Source organism: Pseudomonas sp. HMWF032, from assembly GCF_003060885.1.
GTDB lineage: Bacteria > Pseudomonadota > Gammaproteobacteria > Pseudomonadales > Pseudomonadaceae > Aquipseudomonas.
Genome location: NZ_QAIG01000013.1, coordinates 485,237 through 508,993 on the forward strand (window position 1 = coordinate 485,237; position 23,757 = coordinate 508,993).

24 protein-coding genes are annotated in these 23,757 nt (G+C 63.3%); 11 read left to right on the forward strand and 13 right to left on the reverse strand.

Translation table 11 applies throughout. The annotated features are described in order from the left end of the window. Positions 1 to 17: 17 nt before the first annotated feature. The 8 genes from DBR00_RS19970 to DBR00_RS20005 all read left to right on the forward strand — a co-directional run bounded on the left by DBR00_RS19970 (position 18) and on the right by DBR00_RS20005 (position 8,499). The gene (locus DBR00_RS19970) at positions 18 to 422 is read left to right on the forward strand and encodes a MerR family transcriptional regulator (RefSeq protein WP_108489023.1); all 405 of its coding nucleotides are present in this window, start codon (positions 18 to 20) and stop codon (positions 420 to 422) included. A gap of 273 nt (positions 423 to 695) precedes the next feature. Further along, positions 696 to 2,009 (forward strand): FAD-binding oxidoreductase, encoded by a 1,314-nt coding sequence (locus DBR00_RS19975; RefSeq protein ID WP_108489024.1) that lies wholly within the window; start codon positions 696 to 698, stop codon positions 2,007 to 2,009. Between the two features lie 134 nt (positions 2,010 to 2,143). Then, positions 2,144 to 2,653, forward strand: coding sequence for a sigma-70 family RNA polymerase sigma factor (locus DBR00_RS19980; protein ID WP_108489025.1), 510 nt, complete (start codon positions 2,144 to 2,146; stop codon positions 2,651 to 2,653). Positions 2,654 to 2,655: 2 nt separating this feature from the next. Continuing rightward, on the forward strand, positions 2,656 to 3,687 hold the full coding sequence (locus DBR00_RS19985; protein ID WP_108489026.1) for a FecR domain-containing protein: 1,032 nt from the start codon (positions 2,656 to 2,658) through the stop codon (positions 3,685 to 3,687). A 122-nt stretch (positions 3,688 to 3,809) separates the two neighbouring features. After that, positions 3,810 to 6,272 carry a TonB-dependent siderophore receptor gene (locus tag DBR00_RS19990; protein ID WP_108489027.1) on the forward strand — a complete coding sequence of 821 codons (2,463 nt, stop codon included), beginning with the start codon at positions 3,810 to 3,812 and terminating at the stop codon, positions 6,270 to 6,272. 7 nt (positions 6,273 to 6,279) lie between these two features. Beyond that, the gene (locus tag DBR00_RS19995) at positions 6,280 to 6,576 is read left to right on the forward strand and encodes a hypothetical protein (RefSeq protein WP_108489028.1); all 297 of its coding nucleotides are present in this window, start codon (positions 6,280 to 6,282) and stop codon (positions 6,574 to 6,576) included. Continuing rightward, entirely contained in the window at positions 6,573 to 8,168 is a 1,596-nt protein-coding gene (locus DBR00_RS20000; RefSeq protein ID WP_108489029.1) for a PepSY domain-containing protein, read from the forward strand. Before DBR00_RS19995 ends, DBR00_RS20000 begins: the two co-directional genes overlap by 4 nt. Further along, entirely contained in the window at positions 8,161 to 8,499 is a 339-nt protein-coding gene (locus DBR00_RS20005; RefSeq protein ID WP_108489030.1) for a DUF3325 domain-containing protein, read from the forward strand. Before DBR00_RS20000 ends, DBR00_RS20005 begins: the two co-directional genes overlap by 8 nt. On the opposite strand, the gene DBR00_RS20010 is transcribed toward DBR00_RS20005, so the two are convergent. Both DBR00_RS20010 and DBR00_RS20015 read right to left on the reverse strand, forming a co-directional pair. After that, positions 8,475 to 10,481, reverse strand: a complete 2,007-nt coding sequence (locus DBR00_RS20010) for an alkaline phosphatase D family protein (protein ID WP_108489031.1) — start codon at positions 10,479 to 10,481, stop codon at positions 8,475 to 8,477. The genes DBR00_RS20005 and DBR00_RS20010 overlap by 25 nt on opposite strands. Positions 10,482 to 10,574: 93 nt before the next feature. Next, on the reverse strand, positions 10,575 to 11,258 hold the full coding sequence (locus DBR00_RS20015) for a Crp/Fnr family transcriptional regulator (RefSeq protein ID WP_108538105.1): 684 nt from the start codon (positions 11,256 to 11,258) through the stop codon (positions 10,575 to 10,577). 92 nt (positions 11,259 to 11,350) lie between these two features. Between DBR00_RS20015 and DBR00_RS20020 the strand changes: the two genes are divergently transcribed. Next, entirely contained in the window at positions 11,351 to 11,875 is a 525-nt protein-coding gene (locus tag DBR00_RS20020; RefSeq protein WP_108487498.1) for a DUF962 domain-containing protein, read from the forward strand. A 226-nt stretch (positions 11,876 to 12,101) separates the two neighbouring features. Here DBR00_RS20020 and DBR00_RS20025 read toward each other — a convergent pair whose 3' ends face one another. After that, a complete protein-coding gene (locus tag DBR00_RS20025) occupies positions 12,102 to 12,845 on the reverse strand; it encodes a hypothetical protein (RefSeq protein ID WP_108487497.1) in 744 nt (247 codons plus the stop codon). Between the two features lie 102 nt (positions 12,846 to 12,947). Continuing rightward, positions 12,948 to 13,760 carry a helix-turn-helix domain-containing protein gene (locus DBR00_RS20030; protein ID WP_108487496.1) on the reverse strand — a complete coding sequence of 271 codons (813 nt, stop codon included), beginning with the start codon at positions 13,758 to 13,760 and terminating at the stop codon, positions 12,948 to 12,950. A gap of 125 nt (positions 13,761 to 13,885) precedes the next feature. Between DBR00_RS20030 and DBR00_RS20035 the strand changes: the two genes are divergently transcribed. Next, the gene (locus DBR00_RS20035) at positions 13,886 to 14,317 is read left to right on the forward strand and encodes a hypothetical protein (protein WP_108487495.1); all 432 of its coding nucleotides are present in this window, start codon (positions 13,886 to 13,888) and stop codon (positions 14,315 to 14,317) included. Here the strand turns inward: DBR00_RS20035 and modC are convergent. The 6 genes from modC to hemF all read right to left on the reverse strand — a co-directional run bounded on the left by modC (position 14,300) and on the right by hemF (position 19,594). Next, entirely contained in the window at positions 14,300 to 15,442 is a 1,143-nt protein-coding gene (gene modC, locus DBR00_RS20040) for a molybdenum ABC transporter ATP-binding protein (RefSeq protein WP_108487494.1), read from the reverse strand. The two genes, DBR00_RS20035 and modC, sit on opposite strands and share 18 nt — an antisense overlap. Further along, positions 15,439 to 16,131 (reverse strand): molybdate ABC transporter permease subunit, encoded by a 693-nt coding sequence (modB, locus tag DBR00_RS20045; RefSeq protein WP_108487493.1) that lies wholly within the window; start codon positions 16,129 to 16,131, stop codon positions 15,439 to 15,441. The genes modC and modB overlap by 4 nt, the downstream gene beginning before the upstream one ends. Positions 16,132 to 16,143: 12 nt before the next feature. Beyond that, positions 16,144 to 16,902, reverse strand: coding sequence for a molybdate ABC transporter substrate-binding protein (gene modA / locus DBR00_RS20050; RefSeq protein ID WP_108487492.1), 759 nt, complete (start codon positions 16,900 to 16,902; stop codon positions 16,144 to 16,146). A gap of 171 nt (positions 16,903 to 17,073) precedes the next feature. After that, positions 17,074 to 17,703, reverse strand: coding sequence for a bifunctional 2-polyprenyl-6-hydroxyphenol methylase/3-demethylubiquinol 3-O-methyltransferase UbiG (locus DBR00_RS20055; protein WP_108487491.1), 630 nt, complete (start codon positions 17,701 to 17,703; stop codon positions 17,074 to 17,076). 4 nt (positions 17,704 to 17,707) lie between these two features. Continuing rightward, a complete protein-coding gene (gene aroE, locus DBR00_RS20060; RefSeq protein WP_108487490.1) occupies positions 17,708 to 18,532 on the reverse strand; it encodes a shikimate dehydrogenase in 825 nt (274 codons plus the stop codon). A 144-nt stretch (positions 18,533 to 18,676) separates the two neighbouring features. Beyond that, positions 18,677 to 19,594: an oxygen-dependent coproporphyrinogen oxidase gene (gene hemF / locus DBR00_RS20065; protein ID WP_108487499.1), complete on the reverse strand. Its 918-nt coding sequence runs from the start codon at positions 19,592 to 19,594 to the stop codon at positions 18,677 to 18,679. 181 nt (positions 19,595 to 19,775) lie between these two features. On the opposite strand from hemF, the gene DBR00_RS20070 reads away from it, so the two are divergent. Then, positions 19,776 to 20,753 carry an NADPH:quinone reductase gene (locus DBR00_RS20070; RefSeq protein ID WP_108487489.1) on the forward strand — a complete coding sequence of 326 codons (978 nt, stop codon included), beginning with the start codon at positions 19,776 to 19,778 and terminating at the stop codon, positions 20,751 to 20,753. A gap of 72 nt (positions 20,754 to 20,825) precedes the next feature. On the opposite strand, the gene DBR00_RS20075 is transcribed toward DBR00_RS20070, so the two are convergent. The 3 genes from DBR00_RS20075 to DBR00_RS20085 form a co-directional block, all read right to left on the reverse strand. Then, complete coding sequence (locus DBR00_RS20075; RefSeq protein ID WP_108487488.1) at positions 20,826 to 21,383, reverse strand: L-threonylcarbamoyladenylate synthase; 558 nt, start codon at positions 21,381 to 21,383, stop codon at positions 20,826 to 20,828. A gap of 41 nt (positions 21,384 to 21,424) precedes the next feature. After that, positions 21,425 to 22,540: a DNA-processing protein DprA gene (gene dprA, locus DBR00_RS20080; RefSeq protein ID WP_108487487.1), complete on the reverse strand. Its 1,116-nt coding sequence runs from the start codon at positions 22,538 to 22,540 to the stop codon at positions 21,425 to 21,427. 88 nt (positions 22,541 to 22,628) lie between these two features. Continuing rightward, positions 22,629 to 23,654 carry a LysM peptidoglycan-binding domain-containing protein gene (locus DBR00_RS20085; protein WP_108487486.1) on the reverse strand — a complete coding sequence of 342 codons (1,026 nt, stop codon included), beginning with the start codon at positions 23,652 to 23,654 and terminating at the stop codon, positions 22,629 to 22,631. Positions 23,655 to 23,757: the final 103 nt, after the last annotated feature.

The window sequence follows — 23,757 nt, forward strand, 5'->3', positions numbered from 1 at the left end:
TAGTGCGGAGTGATGGAATGAAAATCGGTGAACTGGCCAGCCGCACCGGGCTGGCGGCATCGCGTATTCGTTTCTATGAAGCCAGCGGGCTGATCAGCGCGCAACGTCAGGCCAACGGCTACCGCCGCTACCCGGAACAGGCCGTGCAGACCCTGGGCATCATCAGCTGTGCGCAGCAGGCCGGGTTCAGCCTGGAGGAAATCCGCCACCTGCTGCCCGATGCCAACGCCGCAGGCTGGGCCCACGATCAGTTGCTCGGCAGCCTGCAGCGCAAAGTCAGCGAAATCGAGGCCATGCAACAGCGTTTAGCGCAGAACAAAGCGCAACTGCTGGGCATTATTGCCAGCATCGAAAGCAAGCCCGAAGGCATGGCCTGCGCCGAGAACGCCGAACGGGTGATGGCGCAGTTACGCGGTGCTTAAGCGGTCGCCAATGTTTAGCCCAGCAACAACCAAGCATGTAAAAAACCGCATTTAACCAACGCATGGCCCTGTGTGAACCTTGCACCCATGCGCTCTTCTCTTGTGTTTTATCCCGCCCCTTTGCCCGCAGCAACGCCGCGTGATCAGCTCAAACTGCCGCAAACCTTGGCGTTTTGGGCGTTGTGGCATTGCCGTCACGCGCGTCCGCCGGATGGCCGATCGGATCGTTTCTGACTGCTCTGCCCACTCCCGTCGTCTACCAGGAAGCTGCTTATGAATGCCGCCCTCAAACCCGTTACTCCGGCCGCTGTGCGTTGCCCGTCTTACTACAGCGCCACCCTCAATGAAGAAACCGATTACCCGACCCTGCAAGGCGAGGTCAGTGTCGATGTGGTGATCATCGGCGGCGGTTTTACCGGCGTGGCGTCTGCCGTGGAATTGGCCGAGCGCGGCCTCAAGGTGGCGATTGTCGAAGCCAACAAGATTGGCTGGGGCGCCACCGGGCGCAACGGCGGGCAGGTCACCGGCAGCCTGTCCGGTGATGCGGCGATGACCAAGCAGATGCGCAACACCCTTGGCGAGGAAGTCGAAGACTTTATCTGGCACCTGCGCTGGCGCGGCCACGAGATCATCAAGAACCGTGTGGAGAAGTACGCCATCCCGTGCGACCTCAAGCACGGTCACCTGCACGCGGCCATGAAGCCCACGCATATGCAGGAGCTCGAAGCCACCTACGCCGAAGCACAGCGTCGCGGCATGGGCGCTGACGTGACCCTGCTCGACCGCGCCGGGGTGCGCAGCCACCTGGCCAGCGACCTGTACAGCGGCGCGCTGAAGAACACCCGCAACATGCACCTGCACCCGCTGAACCTGTGCATCGGCGAAGCCAAAGCCGCCGCCAGCCTGGGCGCGCTGATTTTCGAGCACTCCGAAGTGCTGGAAATTGTGCATGGCAACACCCCGGCAGTGGTCACCGCCCAAGGCCGGATCAACGCCAAGCAGGTGCTGCTGGCCGGCGACGTGTACCACAAGCTGGAGCCGAAAAAGCTCAAGGGCATGATCTTCCCGGCCATGGGCGGCATCGTCACCACCGCGCCGCTGGGTGAGCGGGCAAAGGAAATCAACCCGCAGGATCTGGCGGTGTACGACTGCCGCTTTGTCCTCGACTACTACCGCATGACCGCCGACGGTCGCCTGCTGTTCGGCGGTGGCTGCAACTACTCCGGCCGTGACTCACGCGACATTGCGGCCGAACTGCGTCCCGGCATCGAGCAGACCTTCCCGCAGCTCAAGGGCGTCGCCATTGATTTTCAGTGGAGCTGCGCCATGGGCATCGTGATCAACCGCATCCCGCAGCTGGGCAAACTCTCGGACAATGTCTGGTACTGCCAGGGCTACTCCGGCCACGGCATCGCCACCACCCACATCATGGGCGAGATCATGGCCAACGCCCTGACCGGCACCCTGGGTCACTACGACACCTTCGCCGCCTGCAGACACATCAAAGTGCCGCTGGGGGATGTGTTCGGCAACCCGATGCTGGCCGCCGGCATGTGGTACTACCAGATGCTGGAAAAACTGCGTTAAGAACGGTGCGGCGCTGACGCGCGCGCAGTCCGCTGATCAGCTGCCGGGGCACGGCGTTACCGGCAGCATTGAGTTTTTAATAATAATAATTATCATGTGCGCCTGAGTAGCCATCCGGCTGACCGGAGCTCACTGTGCCTGCCTCTGATTTAGACCTCTCCACCGACCTCGACACGCTCTACCGCCAGCACCACGGCTGGCTGGAAGGCTGGCTGCGGCGCAAGCTGAACGACACCTTTGCCGCCGCAGACCTGGCCCAGGACACCTTCGTCAGCGTTATTCATTCCGCTCAGGCCAGTGAAATTCGCGAACCCAGGCCCTTTCTGGCGACCATTGCGCGCCGTCTGATTGCCCATCGCCATCGCCGCCAACGCCTGGAAGACGCCTACCTTGAAGTGCTCGCCAGCCTGCCGGAAGCGGTTTATCCCTCTCCGGAAGAACAACTGCAGGCACTGGAAACCCTGCGCCAGATCGACAGCGCCCTCGACGGCCTGCCGGCCCAGGTCAAGGAAGCCTTCCTGCTCGCCCACCTGGAAGAACTCAGCTATGCCGAAATCGCCCAACGCCTGGGCGTGTCCAGCAGCTCGGTGAAGCAGTACCTGATGCGTGCCAACCGCCAATACCTGTTCGCGCTGGCCAGCTGAACATGAACGGACAACGCAGCGCGGTTTACCCCAACACACCCGCCAGGCCTTTGGCCGAGGGTCAGCCGATCAGCGCGGCAGTGGCCGACCAGGCGGTGGAATGGCTGACCCTGCTGATGTCCGGCGCAACCAGCACGCAGGAGCAGCTGGCTTGGCAGGCCTGGCGCGCCGCCAGCCCTGAGCACGAACGCGCCTGGCGGCATATCGAGGCCATGACCGGCCGACTCAAGGCATTGCCAGCCAAGAGTGCCTACCAGACGCTCTCACCCTATGCCCGACAAACGGCTCAGGCCAGCCGCCGCACGCTGCTGCGCTCGCTGTTCTGGGGTGGGTTGCTGGCCGGCTCCGGGCTGCTGGCCAGCCGCACCAGCACCTGGCGGGAACAGCTCGCCGAACACCGCACGGGCACGGGTGAGCAACGCCGCGTGACCCTCAGCGATGGCACCCGCGTGACACTCAACACCGCCACGGCGCTCGACCTGCAGTTCGATGCGCACACCCGCCTGCTGCACCTGCGCGCGGGCGAGATCATGGTCGTCACTGCCGCGGCCCAGGGCCTGCAGCCTGTTGACCCACGGCCGCTGGAGGTGCAAACCGCACAAGGGCGCATTCGCGCGCTGGGCACGCGTTTCAGCGTGCGCCAGGACGACGGCCATACCCAAGTGGCCGTGCAGGAAAGCGCCGTACAGCTCCACCCGAGCCGCAGTGACCGCGTGCAGGTGCTGCTGGCTGGGCAACGCACCGGCTTCAGCCGCACCCATATCGACCCGCTGCGCCCGCTGCATGAGGCTGATCTGGCCTGGACCCGTGGGCAGATCATTGCTGACGACATGCCCCTGGGCGAATTTATCGCCGAGCTTGATCGTTACCGCCCCTGGGTGCTGCGCTGCGATCCGCACGTGGCCGGGTTGCGCCTGTCCGGGGTGTTCCCGGTGCACGACAGCGATCGCATTCTCGTCACCCTGTCCAGCGTGCTGCCAGTGCAGGTGCGCACCCGCAGCCGCTACTGGGTGCTGATCGAACAGGCCGGCTAAGCCCGCGTCGCAGCAGATAGCCGAGCGCGGCGAAAAATAATTCAGCCACGCACTGCCCGATTGCCATTCTCGCGGCACCTACACAGCAAGAACCTTATTCGCTTTCTGTGCCAGGAGCCCCCATGCACCGTGCCAATCGCCCCGTGACGCCGCCGCGTCACACCGCGCACAACCTCCAACAGCGACCGAGTGGCCGCCTGCTCTTGGCCCTGGCCTGCAGCCTGGCCCTCCAGCAACTGCCGGGCGTGGCCTTGGCCGCAGACACCGCGCCGGCCCAACAGCAGGGGCAGCAAACCTTCGCGATTGCCGCCGGGCCTTTGGCACCGGCGCTGCGCAGCCTGTCGAGCAGCGCCAACCTGCTGCTCAGCTTTACCGCCGAGCAAACGGCCGACAAGTTAACCGCAGGTCTTCAAGGCCACTACACCGTGCCCGAAGCCCTGGCGGTGCTGCTGGCCGGCACCGGCTTGCAAGCCGTGCAGGTAGAGGCTGGTGGTTATGTGCTGCGGCCCGCACCCGCGCACACGGACAACGCAGCGGCCCGCACCGAACTGCCCGCCATGACCATTTCCGGCAAGGCCAGCCGTTACCAGAGCAGCGTGCCGGTGAGCAGCGCCACCCGCTCCGATGCCGACTCGCTGGATGTGCCACAGACGGTCGATGCGGTGCCGGCCAGCGTGCTGCGTGATCGCGGCGCGCGCTCGATCAAGGACGCCCTGGCGTACACCCCAGGCGTAACCAGCAGCACCGGCGAGGGCATTCGCGAGCAGTTCGTCATCCGTGGCTTCTCGGCTATTTCGGATACCTATGTGGACGGCATGCGCGATGGCGGCAACAGCTTCCGCGACACCTTCAACCTGGAGCAGGTGGAAGTGGTCAAAGGCCCCAGTGGTGTGCTCTACGGCCGGGGCTCGGCCGGGGGCTTGATCAACCTGGTGAGCAAGCGCCCGCACTCGCAGGCGCAGACTGACCTGGCCGCCAGCCTGGGGTCGTACGATGCCCGGCGCCTGACACTCGACGTCAACCAGCCGATCAACGAAGCGGTGCAGGTGCGCATCAATGCCATGGCTGACGAGGGCGACTCGTACCGCGATGAGGTCTGGTACAACAAGCACGGCCTGGCGCTGGCCTCCACCCTGCGTTTCAACGATGACGTGACCCTCGACCTGCGCGCCCAGCACCTGGCGGATGAGCGCGTGTTCGATGCCGGCATTCCCGGCATCAACGGCAAGCCGGCGGATGTCTCGCGCTCGACCTATTACGGCTCGGCCAACCCGGGCGACAACGACAGCGGCACCAGCGCTGACAGCACCTTCCAGGCCGACCTCAAGGTGGACCTGAGCGACAGCCTGCAACTGCGCAACACCCTGAGCTATCGCACCCTGGACCTTGAGCGCAACCAAACCACCATCAACCGCCTGTTGCTCAACACCGTAACGCCCACCGTACGCCTGTCGCGCAGCAACTTCGACAGCCAGCAGACTGACCTGGCCAACAAGCTGGAGCTGAGCAAGCAGGTCGAATGGCTGGGCATCCAGCACGAGCTGATGGTCGGCGCCGAGTACGCCCTCGAGGAGCGCGACACCCTGTCACGCGGCGGCGACCTGCCGGCTGCCTACAACCTGTCGGTGTACAACCCGGTGCTCAAGACCGTGCCCTACAGCGCTGCCTCCGTGCGCCGCGATGGCATCTACGAAACCCACACCGCCGGCTACTACATCCAGGACCTGATGCGCTTCAACGAGCACTGGGTGATGCTGCTGGGCCTGCGTGAAGATCAGCTGGAGCGCGATTTCGACAACCGCGTCGACAGTGATTACAGCCGCGACGATGATTACCGCAGCCCGCGCGCCGGCCTGGTCTATCAGCCCAATGACTGGTCGTCTTATTACCTGTCCGCCTCACGTTCTTACCAGCCCGGCAGCGCCACCGGGGTGATCGACCCGGGCAACGCCATCCAGCCGCCGGAGATCACCACCAGCTATGAGCTGGGCAGCAAGCTGCGCCTGAACGACGGTGCTTTGGAGCTGGGCCTGAGCCTGTTCCAGATCATCAAGGAAAACGTGCCGACCCGTGACCCCAGCGACCCCAACGGCCCGTCGCTGTATGTCGGTGAAATCACCGCCGAAGGGGTCGAGCTGTCGGCCCTCGGCGATCTCGGCCACGGCCTGAGCCTGCAGGGCGGGCTCACCTACCTGGATGCACGGGTGACCCAGTCGAACAACACCACGGCACCGGCGATCACCCCGACGCCGCCGGCCACCCCGCTGGAAGGCAAACGGGCGGCCAACGCCCCACGCTTTAGCGCCACCCTGTGGGGCGTCAAAGAGCTGGGTAACGGCTGGCGCGTCGGCCTCGGTGTGCGCCATCAGGGCGATTCCTTAGCCTCGACCACCAACGCCGTCACCCTGCCGGCCTACACCGTGCTGGATGCCGGGCTGTTCCATGAGCGCGGCCCGTGGGCATTTGCCCTCAACGCCCGCAACCTGGGCGACAAGACCTACTACGAGTCGGCCACCAATGACCTCGGCATCCTGCCGGGCGAGCCGCGCTCGCTGCAATTCAGCACCAGCTACCGCTTTGAGTGAGGCCGCCATGCACCTGCGCGATGTTATCCAACCGGCCGCGACGGCCAGCCATGTTGTCGGCCTGTGTGCGCTGGCCTATTTCGCCAGCGCACAACTGGTTGGCCTGAGCGGCCTGCTGGCCTGGTGGGCCGGCATGAGTCAGGGCGATGCGGTGATGCTGGCGATCATGCTCGGCTTCATTTACCTGCTGGTGTTGCTGCTCTGGGGCTTTTCCCGCGAGCGCCGGCGTAACGCCTGGTTGTTGCTCGGCGGCCTGAGCCTGATCGCCTGGGGCACGCCCCTGCTGCTGCAGGGGCAAGCATGAAAACAGGATTCAGAAGCCGCATGGGCGAGCTGCACACCTGGGCCGGCGTGTTGCTCGGCGTCTTGCTGTTCGCCGTATTCTGGACCGGCAGCCTGTCGGTGTTCGACAAGGAAATCGACCGCTGGATGATGCCCAGCACCCGCCTGCACTGGGATGACAGCATGCAGCGGCCGTCGCTGGACCGTGACATTCGCCCACTGCTGGAACAACGCGCCGCCAACGCGCCCGTCTGGACCATCATCCTGCCCCTGGAGCGCACGCCGTTCCTGACCCTCACTTACGGCAGCGAAGAGTCGCGCAAGAGCCGCCGCGACCTGTTCCACCCGATCACCCTGGAGCCGCTGGCCAAGCCGTTGACCCTGGGGGCCAGTGGCTTTATCTACCCCTTCCACCACAACCTGACGCTGCGCTACAAAAACATCGGCGCCTGGTTAGTGGGGATTGCCGGCATGGCCATGCTCTGCCTGCTGGTATCTGGCGTGGTGATCCACCGCAAGCTGTTTAGCGAGTTTTTCACCCTGCGCCTGCACCGCGCCTTTGGCCGCAGCACCCTGGATGTGCATAACGTAGCCGGCGTGGCGCTGCTGCCGTTCCACCTGCTGATCACCCTGTCCGGGCTGATCGTCGCGTTCGCCATTTACTACCCCGATGCGCCGCAACACACCTACCGCGAGCAGGTGCAAAGCGGTGTCAGCGCCGAACGCGCTTTCCTCGGCGAAGCACTCGGTCGCATCCGCCTGCGGGCCGCCAAGCAGCCGGGAGAACTGGCGCCGCTGGAGCCCATGGTGACCAAGGCTGAACAACACTGGGGACCGGGCTCGGTGTACCTGCTGCGGGTTAACAATCCCAAGGATGCCAACGGCAATGTGCTGCTGCGCCGCACCAGCCACAGCAGCGTGACCAAGGACATCGACAACTTCCGCTTTTCCAGTGTCAGCGGTGAGGTCATAGGTCGCTTTCAGGCCTCAACCACAGTGAACACCTGGAACTTCATCGCCGGCCTGCACTACATCCAGTTCCGCCACGACGCCCTGCGCTGGCTGTATTTCCTCGGCGGCCTGGGCGGTTGTGTGGTGATCGCCACCGGGCTGTTCTTCTGGACCCAGGCCCGGCGCAAGAAGCAGCAGCGCCACGGCCATCTCGGCGTCTCGCTGCTGGATGCCCTGAGTGTTGCCGGCGTGTGCGGGGTGATTCTCGCCACCCTGGCGTTCCTGCTGGCCAACCGCTGGCTGCCGCTGCAGGAGCAGCTGTTTGGCCTGGGCCGCGCGCGTGTCGAAATCCTGAGTTTCTATGCCCTGTGGCTCGTGGCGAGCGCCCATGCCGTGTGGCGCGTGATGCATGACCCGCGCCTCGGTTACCTGCACGCCTGGCGCGAGCAGTGCACGGCGATTGCGCTGCTGGCCGTGCTGGCCGTTCTGGCCAACTGGCTGACCACCGGCGACCACCTGCTGGCCACCCTGCGCAGCGGCAACGGTCCGGTGGCCGGCACCGACTTGTGCCTGCTCGCTGGGGCAGCACTCGCCCTGCTGGCCGCGCACAAGCTGCGCCGCCGCGTGCCGCAGGCAGAAACGCTGGAGGTCGCCCATGTCTGACGCCACCCTGTACTCACTGTTGGCCCTGCTGCTGGCGGTGCTGGGCTTTGCCTGGCTCGCCCTGGCCTTGCCCAACCATTGGCGTCAGGTGCATCACGGCGTGCAACAGACGGCGTCACGGCAAGTCGCCCTGCGCAGCGGCGCCAGTCTGATGCTCGGGCTGTCATTGCTGTGCAGCCTGGCGGGCGATTCGCCGGCCATGGCCATCCTGCTGTGGCTGATGCTGCTGGGCGTTGCCACGCTGCTCGTCGCCCTGACCTTGAGCTGGCGCGCGCAATGGCTGGCCCGGCTCTGGCCCGCGCGTCCTCAGGCTGAGCGATCTGCCGACTGAGTTGCTGCGCGGCGGGCAGGCGCGGTGCTCGGTGCGTTATCACGGTCATCGACAAACGCTACCGCCGGCGAGCCATCGGCACTCAGCTGGTAGACCGCACAGGGCTGGCCGTTGTCGTTGAACCACACCTGGCCGAGTCCCGCGCCATTCCACAGGCGTTCGCCGGCCTTGCTGCGCGAGGGGATGCGCGGCTTGACCTGCATACGCCGGCGCGTGGTCAGCCAGTTGAGCGGTGACCACGGCGCGTAGAGCCAGCGGTTAAGGCGGTCGAACCAGTCGAGCAGGCGCGGCGGGAATTCGTTTTTCAGGCCGCTGCTGGTGATCTGCCAAAGCTTCGGCCCGCGCTTGCGCTGGCGGATCAGCACCTCGTAGACAAACGAGTAATGCACGTCGCCGGAGAGAATCACGTAGTTACCTGGCGTGCGCGAGTGGCGGAAGATGTTCAGCATCACCTGCGCCGCGCCCCGGTGGGCCATCCAGTTCTCGGCATCGACCATCAGCGGATGGCCGGCCCAGCTGAAGACCTTCTGGATGGTCTCGATCAGCTTGACGCCGAACATTGGCGCGGGGGAAACAATGATCGCCGACGGCTGGTCGAGCAGCGCCTGCTGCAGTTCGCACAGCGCTTCCCAATCCAGCAGACCGGACGGCCGCTTGAGGTTGCGCTCGCTGCGCCAGCGCCGGGTGCGGGTGTCCAGCACCACCAGCGCCGGGCTGCTCGGCAGGACGAATTGCCACTGGTGAAAGCTCAGCAAGGTGTCGATCAGCGCATCCTGCGGCTGACTGTCCATGTGGTTGGCAGCATCGCGGCCCTCGGTCATCGCACGGATCATCTGCAGCGGCTCAGCAAACACATCCGGGTTATTGCCCCAGCCCTGGCACAGCAGGTAGGCGATCAGCGCATTGCCGATGATGCGTTTGGAAAACGGGTGGCCGTAGGCGGTTTCTTCCCACTGTGCGGAGAGGTTCCAGTCATCGGTGATGTCGTGGTCATCGAAGATCATCAGCGTCGGCAAGTGGGCGAGGGCACGGGCGACCTGGCTCAGCCCGCCGCGAAAGGCTTCGATACGCCCACGCTCGACCTGATAACGCGGCACTTCCTCGGCGCTGAGTGCCGGCATTTCCGCATCCAGCAAGGTCCAGGGCAGCGGCGACCAGACCAGCAGGTACATGGCCAACACTTCGGCGCAGGTCACCAGGTGGTTGTCGGCGCTGCTGCTGGTGAACACCGGTTTTTCCACGCCGCCGAAGAAGCGTTCGCGCAGGGTTTCGTTGCTCTTCAGCGCCGGCAGCAGCTCGGCGCGCTGGTAGTAGCTGGCGGGGTGCTGGTACAGCGCCGTGCTGTCATCGACCACCGCACCTTGCAAATGCTCGCCAAACAAACCCAGGCGCTCAATCACCTGATGAATCGCCCGCAGCAGCGGCCCGCTGACATCATCGGCGTAGATCTGGTCGCCACTCATCAGCAGCAAGGCCGGGCGCTGCTCGGCGGCATGCGCTTCGGCCAGCAGACGGTCAGCGCAGAGCAGGCCATCGGCCGCCGGGTGATGCGGCTTGCGGCAAGAGCCGTGCAGCAGATGATCCAGCTGCACGCGCAGCACAAAATTCGCCTGGGTCGCGCCGTCGTACAGCAGGTGCGGCGCCCAGTCGGCGATACCCAGCGCGGCCTGATCCGGCTGTTCGATCAGCAGGTCGTAATCAATCTGCATATCGCAGGGCAGCGGCGCTTCCAGCTTGAGGTCAATCAGGTGGATAAACGCCTGCTCGCCAATCTGGATAACCTGGCAGCTTTCACCGTGCAGCGGCAAGCGCTGTGGCTCGGCTGCATCACCATGACTCAGCTGCAGGGTAAGGGTCAGCGGCCGGCTGCCAACTAACCAGAGCACCAGGCGCTGCGCTTCCATGCGGCGCAGCAGCGGACCGGCCAACACCGGGGGCAGGTCAGCGTGGGCGGCAGTGGGGGTAACAGCGGTTATCGGCATCGGTACATCGGGCTCTGGCGGCAAACAGATCGGCAATAGAGCGCCATTCTGCGCCACAGGTTCAGTCTTTGCAGCCTGCCCGGCCGGTTTGGCTCACTGCGCCGCCTGACGCAAGCGTGGCAGATCGAGGAGTTCGATCTCGCCATAGGTCAGGCGCAGAATGCCCTGAGCCTCCAGCTCCTTGAGGATCTGATTGGTGGTCTGCCGGGAGATCGCCAGCATCAGCGCCAGCTGTTCCTGCGGCAGGTGCAGCACGCGGCGCGGCTCGCCCTCGCCATAGTTTTCCGCGATCAGCAGCAGCCGCCGGGCCAGGCGCGGGGCGGCGGGCAGCAGGCTCATCTCTTCCAGGGCGATAAACGCCAGGCGCAGTTTGTGGCTCATCAGCAGGGCGAAATCACGCCAGTACTGCGGCTGCTGTTCAAGCAGCGCCAGCAGCCGCGCCTGCGGCACCAGCAACAAAGTGGCGGGGCCTTCGGCAAAGGCATCGTGGGTGCGTGGCTGGCCATCGAACAGGGAAATCTCGCCAAACCAGTAGGGCGGCTCAACCAGGGTCAGCAGCGCTTCCTTGCCGGTGGCGCTGACCGCACCGATGCGCATGCCACCCTCGACCACGGCATACAAGCCACAGGGTTTGTCGCCCCGGCGAAACAGCACCTGACCGGGCGCCAGTTGCTGCACCTGAGCAGCCGCCAGCAGCGCCTCCTGCAATGCAGCGGGCAGGGCGCTGAACCAGTGGCCCTGACGCAAACGTGCCTGATAGCGGTGCTCGCTGTTCATCGACGGTTCCAAGCGGTTTGTCGGCTAGCTGACAGAGCGCTGCGTGGGCGTGGGTTCATGCTGGCCACCTGTCTTGCATGAGGAAAATAATAATGAAAACCCTGGTTGATCATCTGGCTCAATACGCGGCCTATCACCGCGACCAACGCAATATTCTCAGCCACTTTATCGGTATTCCACTGATCGTTGTGGCGGTGGCCGTGCTGTTGTCACGCCCCGGCTTCGAGCTGCTCGGCCTGTGGCTGTCTCCAGCCCTGCTGGTGGCTCTGGCGGCAGGGGTGTTCTACCTGCGCCTGGACCTGCGCTTCGGCCTGCTGATGGCACTGCTGCTGGGGCTCAGCCTGTGGGCGGCGGCGGGCCTGGCGGTGCAATCGACGGCGGTATGGCTGAGCAGCGGCATCGGTCTGTTCGTGATCGGCTGGATCATCCAGTTTGTCGGCCACTACTACGAAGGGCGCAAACCGGCGTTTGTCGATGACGTGATGGGCCTGGTGATCGGCCCCCTGTTCGTCGCCGCTGAAGCGGCCTTCCTGCTGGGCCTGCGCAAAGAGGTCGAACAGGCCATCGTCGAACGCGCCGGCCCGACCTGTATTCGCGAGAAGAAAGCCACTGCTTGAAACTGCTAGGCCGATCCGGATCTCGCGAGCTAGAGCGAGACAAGGCGCTACGTTAGTAACAGCCTTCGGCTGGTCAAAATGGCCGAGGGCGCGGAGTTTACGACTGTAAATGAGCAGTACTCGCTTCACTCGCCCTTCGGGTCGCGTTAAAGCGCGTTAGCCGCAAGGGCTTTCCGAGGCCATTTTTAACGCAGTATCGCCGACGCGCAGCAGATCGAAGACGGACTTAGTACATCGCCATCCATTGCGTGGTCAGCGACCGTGTATGGCGATACACGGTGATCGGCGCAAACGGTCGGCCCGAGGCGCTCTGCAGAGCGCTGCTCTGGCTGTTGAGGTCAACCAACGCAGCCTTGAGATAATCCCAGCGGGTTTTCAGCTTGCCGATCTGCGGGTCGGCCTTGCCATCTAGCGCGGCCAGTTGCTCATCCACCGACGGCACAATCTTGCGCTCATCCTGGCCGAGGTAGGTGTCGGGCTGTTCGCGCGCCGTTTCAAAATTGCCGAAGTACGCACGGCTGAGGTACTGCACCGAGAGGTATTCGAGCTTGGCAGACAGTTCGCTTTCACCCGGCCCTGCCAGCTTGCGGGTTTCCTCGAGCACGCCGAGCAGGGCCTTGCTGAGGTCCTCGGGGTAGCGCCAGGGCATGTCATCTTCACTCGGGCCGAAGGCCACACCACGACGAATCTGCACCACCAGTTCCTGATGGGCGCTGCGCAGCGCATCGCTGCTTTGCGGCAGGCTCTGCACCGCAGCGGCCAGGGCCTGCAGATCAGATTCCAGGGCGTCCTGGTGTTTCTTTTGGAAACCCTCTCCGCGTAACAGCATCAGGCTGCTGGTGACCCGGCTGGCCTGCACCTGAACCTGTTCATGCGGGGTTATAGCCTGGGCAAAGGCCAACGGCGAGAGGCTGGTCAACAACCCGATAACCGCGAGCAATAGCGAGCGAGACAGCGTTGTAGAACGCATACGAGGTGTGCTCCTTATTATTGTTGTGAGCAGTGCTGAACCAGGTCAGCTTATACAATCGCGTGCCACAGGGTACTGCACTGAATGCTGGAGAAAAGTAGCCTAAAGAGTGATTTCGTCGGAAAGATGCGTCGATTCAGCCAAGTCACGCAGGTACTGCACGCTAAAGGCATCGGCCGGAAAGAAGGTTTCCAGCGCCAGTTCCGCCAGGGTGATGTCGTTGGCGGTGCCAAATACCGTGGTGGTGCCGATCAGGCTGACCACACCCTGCTCGCTGGCAAACTGCAGCGGCATCAGCACCGTGTCGCTGTCAAAGTGCGCGGACGCCACAGGCCCCGGGTAGGCGTTCAGCTCATCCCACAGTGCCTGCAACTGAGCATCGCCGCTGGCCTGAATATCGCGCTGCAAACGCGCCAGCAGGTAGGCGCGCCACGGCCCCAGGTTGACGATACGCGGGGCCAACCCGCCCGGGTGCAGGCTCAGGCGCATGACGTTGATCGGCGGCGTCAGCAGCTCGGGGGCAATGCCTTGTAGAAAGGGCGCGAGGGCGCTGTTGGCCGCCAGCAGATTCCAGTGGCGGTCGATGGTCAGTGCCGGGTAGGGCTCGTGGGCCTTGAGCAACAGGTCGATGGCGCTGCGCGCGGCCGCCATGGCTGGCTCGGAAAGCTCACGCTGAGTGAACAGCGGCGCATAGCCGGCGGCGCTAAGCAGGCGATTGCGTTCGCGCAGCGGAATCTCCAGCTGCTCGGCGAGCAATAGCAGCATCTCGCGGCTGGGCTGGGCGCGCCCGGTTTCGACGAAACTCAGGTGGCGAGTGGAAATGTCGGCCTCGCAAGCGAGGTCGAGCTGGCTAAGACGACGATGTTGGCGCCACTGGCGCAGCAGAGCGCCGACGGGCTGGATTTGGCTGTTCATGGGCATCGACGATAGACCAGCGAGGTCATTGCAGCCATTACCTGCGAGGTAATCGACACCGCGCGCGGATCGGCGAAATCTAAGGGCAAGCCGCCATTTCGACGGTTCTTTACGGAGATTTCGCCATGACTACCTTGCACCCTTCGCTGTTACTGCGCCGTGCCCTGCTCGCCGATGGTCTGGTCGGCGTGATCACCACGGCGCAACTCCTGCTGCTGGCTGACGGGCTCAGCAGCCTGTTGGCCCTGCCGGGTGAATTCCTCTTCGGCGTCGGCGTGGTACTGATTCCGCTGGTGGCCTTTCTGCTCTGGCTGTCGCGCCGTGAAAGCATGGCGCGGGCAGCGGTCTACACGGTGATCGGCCTGAATGCGCTATGGGTGGTGCTCAGCCTGCTGGTGCTGCTCAGCGGCTGGTTCACGCCGAACGTGCTGGGCTACGCCTTCGTGATCGTCCAGGCTGTTGTGGTACTGGTGTTTATCGAGTTGGAGTGGCTGGGCCTGAAGCGCTCGCAGGTCATCCCCGGCGCGTTTGCCCAGGCATCAGTGAGTGCTCAGTAACGACACCGACTTGACCTGCGCCCATAGCAACTGCTCGCGCTGGATCTGCAGGCGATCGAAGGAGTATCGGGTGATACGGGCGATCAGTTGCTCGCCGCCCACTTGCACGCGCACCAGTACATGGGCTTGTTCGGCGACGTTGATCCAGTCCACTACCCGCGCCGGCAACAGGTTAAGCACGCTGCTGTCCTCGGCCTGTTGCAAGCTCAGGCTGACATCGCGCGCCTTGACCTTGATGCGCACCGACTGGCCCAGTGGCAACGGCCCGTGAGGCAGACGCAGGTTGATCGGGCTGTCTGGCAATTGCAGGTAGAGCAACCCGTAGGCCTGATCATGGGCGGTGACCACACTGTCGACCACCGCTTCGGCATCGTCCTCGAAGACAAACGGCAGGTCGGCGCGCAAAAGCGTTTCCTTTAGCGGGCCACTGGCGCTGACCTGGCCGTCTTCTAGCAGCACCAGGTGATCCGCCAAGCGCGCCACTTCATCCGGCGAATGGCTGACGTAGACAATCGGAATCTCCAGCTCCTGATGCAGGCGCTCCAGATAGGGCAGCACCTCTTGTTTGCGCTTGAGGTCGAGGGACGCCAGCGGCTCGTCTAGCAGCAGCAGACGCGGGCTGGTCAGCAGGGCGCGGGCAATGCCGACGCGTTGCTGCTCGCCACCGGACAGCTTGCCCGGCAAGCGTTCCAGCAGATGCTCTATACCGAGCAGTTCCACCGCCTGCTCCAGGGCAATCCGCCGCTGCGCAGCGGGGATGCGTTTCAGCCCGTACTGCAGATTACGCCGTACCGTGAGGTGGGCAAACAGGTTGGCATCCTGAAACACATAACCCACGGCGCGCTGATGTGCCGGGACGAAAATGCCCTGGACGCTGTCCTGCCAGAGTTCGCCGTTGACCTGCAGGTAGCCTGCGCTCGGCTGATCCAGCCCGGCAAAGCAACGCAGACAACTGGTCTTGCCCGAGCCGGAATGGCCGAACAGGGCGCTAACGCCGCGCCCCGGCAGGTTGAGCTCAACATCCAGGCGAAAGCCCGCATACTCAACCTTGAAGCGCGCCTTGATTGCTCCCGGCTCAGCGACTGAGCGAATCACCGGATTGCGCCGCGCCAAGGGCCAGATCATTGCCACACCCGCGTACTGCTGCGCCCGCTGCTTCGACCAGAATAGAGCGCCAGCAGCACGATAAAGGAGAACAGCACCATGCCAGCCGCCAGCCAGTGGGCCTGGGCGTACTCCATGGTTTCCACATGGTTGTAGATCTGCACCGACGCCACCTGGGTCTTGCCGGGAATATTGCCGCCAATCATCAGCACCACACCGAACTCGCCCACGGTATGGGCAAAACCGAGAATCGCCGCCGTGATAAAACCCGGCTTGGCCAGCGGCAGCACCACTGTAAAAAATGCATCCCATGGGCCCGCACGCAGCGTCGCTGCGGCCTCCAACGGCCCACGGCCAATGGCCTCGAAGGCGTTCTGCAGCGGCTGCACAACAAAGGGCAGGGAATAGAACACAGAGCCGATCACCAGCCCCGTGAAGGTAAAGGTCAGGGTGCCGAGGCCGAGGCTCTGAGTCAGCTGCCCGATAAAACCGTGTGGGCCCATGCTCACCAGCAGGTAGAAACCGATCACCGTCGGCGGCAGCACCAGCGGCAGGGCGACGATGGCACCAATCGGCTGCTTCCAGCGCGATCCCGTGCGCGCCAGCCACCAGGCAATCGGTGTACCGATCAGCAGCAACAACAGGGTGGTCAGCGATGCCAGCTCAAGCGTCAGCAGGACCGCAGCGAGATCGGCTTTAGTCAGTGGCATCACAACCGCCTTTTAGAGTTGGTAGCCGTAGGACTTGATGATCTTCGTCGCCTTCTCACCTTTCAGGTACTCGGTCAGGGCTGCCGCGGCGGGATTATGTTCGCCTTTCTTGAGGATCAGCGCATCCTGCTTGATCGGCGTGTGCATCTGCGCCGGCACCATCCAGGCCGAACCACTGCTGAGCTGGCCATCCTTGTACACCTGCGACAGTGCAACAAAGCCCAGCTCGGCGTTGCCGGTGGCAATGAACTGATGCGCCTGGGTGATGTTTTGCCCTTCGACCAGCTTGTCTTTGACTGCCGCACTCAAGCCCAGCTTGTCCAGCACTTCGGTGGCCGCCAAGCCGTAGGGTGCGGCTTTCGGGTTGGCGATCGCCAGGTGTTTGTACTGATTGGCCTTGAGCACCGCGTCGCTGCCATCCAGATAACCCGGTTTGGCCGACCACAGCACCAGGCTGCCAACTGCATAGGTAAAGCGCGAGCCGCTGACGCCCAGGCCTTCACTGTCGAGCTTGGCCGGGGTGCTTTCATCGGCACTGAGCAACACTTCGAACGGCGCACCGTTCTGAATCTGTGCATACAGCTGGCCGGTGGCACCGAAGGAGGCGACCACGCTGTGTCCCGTGTCTTGTTCAAACTCACTGGCAATCGCCTGCAGCGGCGCGGTGAAGTTGGCCGCCACCGCGACCTGCACCTGCTCGGCCAGGGCGTGACTGCTGAATACCGCTGCGGCAAGTAGACTGACTAGGTGTCGGGGAAAACCCGTTTTCATCCAGAACTCCTTTGCAATCCATCGCCAGCTTATGAATCAGCATCGCTATATACGAAAAGACATAGCGCTTAAGCCGTTCATACGAGCCAGGCAAGTGCACTGCGATCGTCAAGTAGGGGAGATGGGCATCCTTGAAGAATCAGACCCGTAAGTCAAGTTTTCAAAATCACATTAATTACGACTGCGCCACACGCTGGCCAGCCAGGGCTGCTGGTCACGTGGTAAGCCAGCCGGACGGTAGTAGTGCTGCAATTCGCTGAAGCCGGCAGCATTGAGCAATACGCGCCAGTTGGCCAGGTCGTGATAGGCGCCGTAACGCTCGCCATTCCAGCCTTCCTGATTCTCACCACGGGGGTTGGAGCTGAACAACACACCACCGGGTTTAAGGGTGGCATGCAATTGCTTCAACACCCGTGGCAGCTCCTGGCGGGGGATATGAAACAGCGAGGCATTGGCAAACACGCCGTCGAAGCGTTCAGGCGGCAGGTCGAGGGCAAGAAAATCCTGCTGCCAAGCTTCGCAGCCGCTGTCGGCGCGGGCCATTTCGACAAAGCGCGCGCAGCCATCCAAACCGACGGCGGTGTGGCCCATGGCGCTAAGGGTGCGCAGATCGCGGCCCGGCCCGCAGCCGAAATCGAGAATCTGGTAGGGCGCCGTGGCCTCGATATGCGCGAGCAGAGCGGCGATATTCTGGCTGACATCATGATCGCGGGTGCCCTCGCGAAAGGCTTCGGCACAGCCCTGATAATGGCGCAGGGTTAGCGCGCTGATCTGCGCTAATTTGTCAGCGCTCAATCCCACGTCTTCAGCCCTCGGCCAGCAGGCGGCGCAGTTCGGCCAATACCGGCGCGCTGGCCGGGCGCACGCCGCGCCAGAGGAAGAAGGCTTCGGCGGCCTGCTCGACCAGCATGCCCAGACCATCCAGGGTGCGCACCGCGCCGTACTCGGCAGCCCAGCGGTTAAAGGCAGTCAGCTGCTTGCCGTACATCATGTCGTAGCACAGGGTATGCCCGGGTTGGATCAGACTGGGGGCAATCGGCGGCAGCTCGCCGGCCAGGCTGGCCGAAGTGCCGTTGATGATCAGGTCCACCGGCGCATCAATCCAGTCATAACCGCTGGCAACCACTGGGCCCAGGTCGGCGAATTCGCGGGCCAGTTGCTCGGCCTTTTCCACCGTGCGGTTGGCAATCACCAGCGCCGCCGGCTGTTCGGCCAGTAACGGTTCCAGCACCCCGCGCACCGCACCGCCGGCACCGAGCAGGAGGATGCGTTGGCCCTTGAGGGTTACCCCGGCATTTACCGTCAGATCACGCACCAGACCAGCACCGTCGGTGTTGTCACCCAGCAGGCTGCCGTCAGCCAGCTTCTTCAGGGTATTCACCGCACCAGCGCGTTGAGCACGGGCACTGAGCTGATCAGCGAGAGCAAAGGCCTGTTCCTTGAACGGCACCGTGACATTCGCCCCCAAACCCTCGGCAAAGAACGTGCGGGCAAATCCGGGGAAGTCGTCCAGCGGCGCAAGCAGGGCTTCATAACTCAACTGCTCGCCAGTCTGCTGGGCAAACAGACGATGAATCAGCGGCGATTTGCTGTGGCCAATGGGGTTGCCGAATACGCCGTAGCGGTCCATCAAAAATCCTCTTTGAAATTTGCCTTCAGCGCGCCGCGAGCGACGGTCAGGCAAGGCGAGAGCAGGCGAGGAAGCGGAGTTTACGAGCTGTAAATGAGCATTCCGAGCCTGCTCTCAACGCAGCATGGCCTAGCGCAGCAGCGATCAAGGCAAATTTGCAAGCCAATCACGGTCGGTCAGGAAGTACTCGGTCAGGCGCGCCTCTTCACTGCCCGGCTCTGGCTTCCAGTCGTAACCCCAGCGCACATGCGGCGGCAGCGACATCAGGATCGATTCGGTGCGTCCGCCGGACTGCAGGCCGAACAGCGTGCCGCGATCAAACACCAGGTTGAACTCGACATAGCGGCCACGGCGGAAGGCCTGGAATTCACGCTCGCGCTCGCCATAGGGGGTCAGCTTGCGGCGCTGCACGATGGGCAGATAGGCCTGGATATAGGCATCACCGATGGCGCGCATAAAGGCGAAGCTGGTGTCGAAATCCCACTGATTCAGGTCATCGAAGAACAGCCCACCAATGCCGCGCGGCTCGCCGCGGTGCTTGAGGTGGAAGTAGCGATCACACCAGGCCTTGAACTTCGGATAGACCTCGGCACCGAAGGGCGCGCAGGCGTCATGGGCGACCTGGTGCCAGTGCCGGCAGTCTTCTTCATTGCCGTAGTAAGGCGTCAGGTCGAAGCCGCCGCCGAACCACCAGACCGGCTCTTCACCTTCTTTCTCGGCGCTGAAGAAGCGCACGTTGGCGTGGGAGGTCGGCACATAGGGGTTTTCCGGGTGGATCACCAGTGACACGCCAAGGGCCTCGAAGCCGCGCCCGGCCAGTTCCGGCCGATGCGCACTGGCCGAGGGCGGCAGGCTATCGCCGAACACATGGGAGAAGTTCACCCCGCCCTTTTCGATCAGCGCGCCGTTCTCCATCACCCGCGTGCGACCGCCACCGCCGGCTGGCCGCTGCCAGGCATCCTCGAAGAATTCGGCACCACCATCTTCGGCTTGCAGGGCAGTGCAGATACGGTCTTGCAGGTCCAGCAGGTAGGCTTTGACGGCCTCAGTACGGTCACTCACGGCGGCACCTTGAAAACGGGTAAGGCCAGGCGGCACGTGGCCGCGGGGAAAATGGGCGGCCAGCATAACACCAGCCACCCCAAGGCCGCAGTTGACGACGGTCAATGCAGACGATTGGATAACGGCACATTTCTGCCCCTGCGGGCATCATCCAGGCATTCAATCGCGGAAGACTCTGAAAATGGCCATGCGTATCCAGTTCAACCATCACGGCGGCCCGGATGTTCTCGACTACACCGACTACACCCCCGCAGCCCCTGGTCCGAATGAAGTGCGGGTGAAGAACCAGGCGATCGGCCTGAATTATATCGACACCTATTTCCGCAGCGGCCTGTATGCGCCGCCGGGCCTGCCATCCAGCCTGGGTACCGAGGGAGCGGGGATCGTCGAGGCGGTGGGCTCTGCAGTGAGCAGCGTTCAGGTGGGTGACCGCGTGGCCTATGCCACTGGACCGCTGGGCGCTTACAGCGAACTGCACGTACTGCCAGCCGAGAAGCTGGTGAATTTGCCGGATACGATCAGTTTCGAGCAGGCCGCCGCAGTGATGCTCAAGGGCCTGACGGTGCAGTATCTGCTGCGCCAGACCTACCCGCTGCAGGGCGGCGAAACCATTCTGTTGCATGCCGCTGCCGGTGGGGTGGGCTCCTTCGCCTGCCAATGGGCCAAGGCGCTTGGGGTCAAACTGATCGGCACCGTCAGCTCGGCGGAAAAAGCGGCGCGGGCCATAGAGCAGGGGGCCTGGGCGACCATCGACTACAGCCATGAAAACGTTGTCCAACGCGTACTGGAACTGACTGACGGCAAGAAGTGCCCGGTGGTTTACGACGGCGTCGGCAAGGATACCTGGGAAACCTCGCTGGACTGCGTAGCGCCACGCGGCCTGCTGGTCAGCTTCGGTAATGCGTCGGGCGCCGTAACCGGCGTCAACCTGGGCATCCTCGCGCAAAAAGGCTCACTGTTCGTCACCCGCCCAACCCTGGCCGGTTACGCCGATACGCCTTCCCGGCTGCAAAGCATGGCGGACGAACTATTCAGCATGATTGCCAGCGGCCAGTTGCAGGTGCAGATCAGCAACCGCTATGCACTCAAGGATGCGGCACTGGCGCAAACGGCCTTGAGCGCAAGGCAGACCACCGGGTCGAGCATTCTGTTGCCGTAACGCCTCATGCAGCTGAAGCCCTGGTTTTCCTTAGCCACGAGGCTTCAGTCGCACGTATCTGGGATGCTCGGGTCAGGACGGCCTGATTACATCACCGCTGATCAAGTCGCGAATCAGGCTCGGGTTCTTGCGCCCGCCCAAGGCTCCGCCAAGCACCGTATCCAGCTGACCAGGAAAGTACTGCTCGACCCGCAGGCGCGAACGCGCAGACGGGCGGCCAGCCGGGTTAGCCGAAGTCGACACCAGCGGACCGGTCAGACGACACAACGCCTGCACCTGCGGATGATCACTGACGCGCAGGGCCACGCTGTCGTGCTGGCCGCTGATCCAATCAGGCAGACGGTTCTGGTGCGGCACCAGCCAGGTGTTGGGGCCCGGCCAGCTACCGGTAAGACGCGCCAGCCAGATTTCCGGCAGGTCTTCGAGAAGAAAATCGAACTGTTCAATCTCGGCGGCGACCAGAATCAGCCCTTTGTGTACGGGACGATCCTTTAGCGCCAGCAAGCGCTCCACCGCTTCGTCATTCCACGGATCACAGCCAAGCCCCCACACCGCCTCGGTCGGATAAGCGATCACGCCGCCGTTGCGCACCACCCGTGCTGCTTGCTGTATCTGCCAATTGCTGACCATTTACTGCTCTCCACTAAGGCCTGGCGGGCAGTGTATCCAAGCTAAAGCGCGCAGCCCACCCAGCGGCCATTTTCACAAACAACGCGACCGTCCAGTTCCAACTCTGTCAACGCAGCCAGCACCTCAGCCAAGGGTAAACCACTGGCCACCGCCAGCGCTTCGCTGCTATGCGGCGCAGCATGCAGCAAGACCAGTAATGGATGGCTGGGCGGCTCGGGTGTGCAAGCGGTACTAGTGAGTGAGTGCGCCTGCCAGCCGCGCAGAGCCTGGAGAATATCCTCGACACTTTCCACCAGCGTCGCCCCTTCGCGGATCAACTGATGACAACCACGCGCGCCGGGGTGATGAATCGAACCGGGAATCGCATAGACCTCACGCCCCTGTTCGGCGGCCAGGCGCGCAGTAATCAGCGAGCCGCTGGACGGGCTGGCTTCCACCACCAGTACGCCAACGGAAAGGCCGCTGATGATGCGATTGCGCCGGGGGAAATTGCCCGCCTGCGGCGGGCAATCCAGCGGCAATTCGGACACCAGCGCCCCGCCACGGGCGACGATATCGGCGGCGAGTTGCTTGTGCCGCGGCGGATACAGGCATTGCAAACCGGTGCCAAGCACCGCCACCGTCTTGCCATTGGCATCCAGTGCACCCTGATGGGCCGCGCCATCAATCCCCAAGGCCAGGCCGCTGGTAATCACAAAACCGCCACCCGCCAGGCTGCGAGCGAAACGCTGCGCAGTATCCAGACCTGGCCGCGACGCACGCCGGCTACCGACCATGGCCAGTTGCGGCTGCTCCAGCAAAGTCGGGTCACCGTCAACAAACAGCAACGGCGGTGCATCCGCCAACTCGGCCAGCAGCCCTGGATAAATCGTGTCATCCCACATCAACAAATGATGCGTAGCGACCTCCAACCAGGCCAGACTCTGCGCCGCACGCTCACGCACCTCAACGCTACGCCGCGCCTCACTGCATACCTGCGGCAAGCCCAGGGAACGCCAGGCACTGGCAGGCGCGCTGAGCGCGGCTGAAGCATTGTCGAAGGCACTGAGGAGTTTGCGAAAGCGTCGAGGCCCCAGCTCCGGCAAGCTGTGCAAACGCAGGCGGGCTTCCAATTCAGCAGGAGAAACCGCAGGGGGAGGAGCGGAAGATTGCGACATCCGGATCATCCTTGATCGGTCGCGCCGTGTAGACGGCTGGAAATTCAAAGAGCAATAAAAAGCCCCGCATTTGCGGGGCTGCTCGATGTTATGGGTTACGCACTTTATCCATGATCGCCAGTGAGCGTGACGCCCCCAGCACCAGGCCATAGCTGAGCTTGTCGTAGGTGCGGAAGACCATCAGCAAACCCGAGCGCTCGTCCGGAATTTTCACCGACTCACCGGTAATGCGGTCACGCACAGTTTCGCCAGTCTTATAAATGGCCAGTACGTTACCCTCCTTCAAGCCATCGCGGACCCCCTTGTTGATGGTGACCACATCGAACTGACCGATCTGGGTCACACCGCGTGGAACATCAAGGATCACACCGTTGACCTGACTGGCAGGCTCACTCGGCACAAAGGTCGAATTGATCGGGCGCTCTTCAGTAGCGAACAGACGGTCGCCCAGACGTACTTCCTGAGTCGAACGGGTCAGCGTCATGGTGCCAACATCACCTTCCTCGGCGACAATCTCACCGGAACCGATGTCGTCAGCATTAATTCCAAGGAACTCCTGGGTTTCCGGGTCCATGTACGTCTTGCCCTGACGGAAGATGCCGTAAGCCGGTGCACTCTCGTCGAATTTTCCGCGCGCATACACACGATCGCCTGCACCGCTGACAACGCGCTCGGCATTGCCGGCAACGATATAGGGCGCAGCTAGGAATTGATCAGGTGTATCAACAATGCGGTTGACCAGCAGGAAGCTGTTAATAGCCTCCAGCGGAATCGCCGGTATGGCTTCAGCCACTGGCGTGCTGCGCACCTGCGGCGACAATTTGATGGTGCCACGCGACTCACCACGGTTGAGCATCAGGCGCGGCTGACCATCAATGTATACCAGGCTGAGCTGGTCACCCGGGTAGATCAGATGGGGGTTTTCCACTTGGGGGTTGGCGTGCCAGATTTCCGGCCATTTCCAAGGCTGGCTGAGGAATTTTCCAGAGATATCCCAGAGGGTATCGCCCTTGGCCACGGTGTAACGGTCTGGGTGACCGTCCTTGAGTTGCACGTCGGCCTGGGCCAAGCCGCCTGCGGCAAGCAGCAGCAGGGCGAGTAGTGATTTCCTCATGCGGTGAATCCCTTTATTATGTGTCTTCACGTGGAGCGCCCTAGCGCCGCGACGAAACCCAGTCGTGCTGCGGCGTGAAGCCGTTTTTCAATGCTGCTCATCA

Coding starts and splice junctions, on each gene's coding strand:
- modC (WP_108487494.1), bottom strand. CDS start 15,442: ATGATCTGGCCCTTGGCGCGGCGCAATCCGGTGATTCGCTCAGTCGCT.
- DBR00_RS19975 (WP_108489024.1), top strand. CDS start 696: ATGAATGCCGCCCTCAAACCCGTTACTCCGGCCGCTGTGCGTTGCCCG.
- DBR00_RS20075 (WP_108487488.1), bottom strand. CDS start 21,383: ATGGTCAGCAATTGGCAGATACAGCAAGCAGCACGGGTGGTGCGCAAC.
- DBR00_RS19985 (WP_108489026.1), top strand. CDS start 2,656: ATGAACGGACAACGCAGCGCGGTTTACCCCAACACACCCGCCAGGCCT.
- modA (WP_108487492.1), bottom strand. CDS start 16,902: ATGAAAACGGGTTTTCCCCGACACCTAGTCAGTCTACTTGCCGCAGCG.
- DBR00_RS20000 (WP_108489029.1), top strand. CDS start 6,573: ATGAAAACAGGATTCAGAAGCCGCATGGGCGAGCTGCACACCTGGGCC.
- DBR00_RS20070 (WP_108487489.1), top strand. CDS start 19,776: ATGGCCATGCGTATCCAGTTCAACCATCACGGCGGCCCGGATGTTCTC.
- DBR00_RS19970 (WP_108489023.1), top strand. CDS start 18: ATGAAAATCGGTGAACTGGCCAGCCGCACCGGGCTGGCGGCATCGCGT.
- DBR00_RS19995 (WP_108489028.1), top strand. CDS start 6,280: ATGCACCTGCGCGATGTTATCCAACCGGCCGCGACGGCCAGCCATGTT.
- DBR00_RS20010 (WP_108489031.1), bottom strand. CDS start 10,481: ATGCCGATAACCGCTGTTACCCCCACTGCCGCCCACGCTGACCTGCCC.
- DBR00_RS19990 (WP_108489027.1), top strand. CDS start 3,810: ATGCACCGTGCCAATCGCCCCGTGACGCCGCCGCGTCACACCGCGCAC.
- DBR00_RS20030 (WP_108487496.1), bottom strand. CDS start 13,760: ATGAACAGCCAAATCCAGCCCGTCGGCGCTCTGCTGCGCCAGTGGCGC.
- DBR00_RS20020 (WP_108487498.1), top strand. CDS start 11,351: ATGAAAACCCTGGTTGATCATCTGGCTCAATACGCGGCCTATCACCGC.
- DBR00_RS20025 (WP_108487497.1), bottom strand. CDS start 12,845: ATGCGTTCTACAACGCTGTCTCGCTCGCTATTGCTCGCGGTTATCGGG.
- DBR00_RS20005 (WP_108489030.1), top strand. CDS start 8,161: ATGTCTGACGCCACCCTGTACTCACTGTTGGCCCTGCTGCTGGCGGTG.
- DBR00_RS20035 (WP_108487495.1), top strand. CDS start 13,886: ATGACTACCTTGCACCCTTCGCTGTTACTGCGCCGTGCCCTGCTCGCC.
- modB (WP_108487493.1), bottom strand. CDS start 16,131: ATGCCACTGACTAAAGCCGATCTCGCTGCGGTCCTGCTGACGCTTGAG.
- dprA (WP_108487487.1), bottom strand. CDS start 22,540: ATGTCGCAATCTTCCGCTCCTCCCCCTGCGGTTTCTCCTGCTGAATTG.
- DBR00_RS20015 (WP_108538105.1), bottom strand. CDS start 11,258: ATGAACAGCGAGCACCGCTATCAGGCACGTTTGCGTCAGGGCCACTGG.
- DBR00_RS20085 (WP_108487486.1), bottom strand. CDS start 23,654: ATGAGGAAATCACTACTCGCCCTGCTGCTGCTTGCCGCAGGCGGCTTG.
- aroE (WP_108487490.1), bottom strand. CDS start 18,532: ATGGACCGCTACGGCGTATTCGGCAACCCCATTGGCCACAGCAAATCG.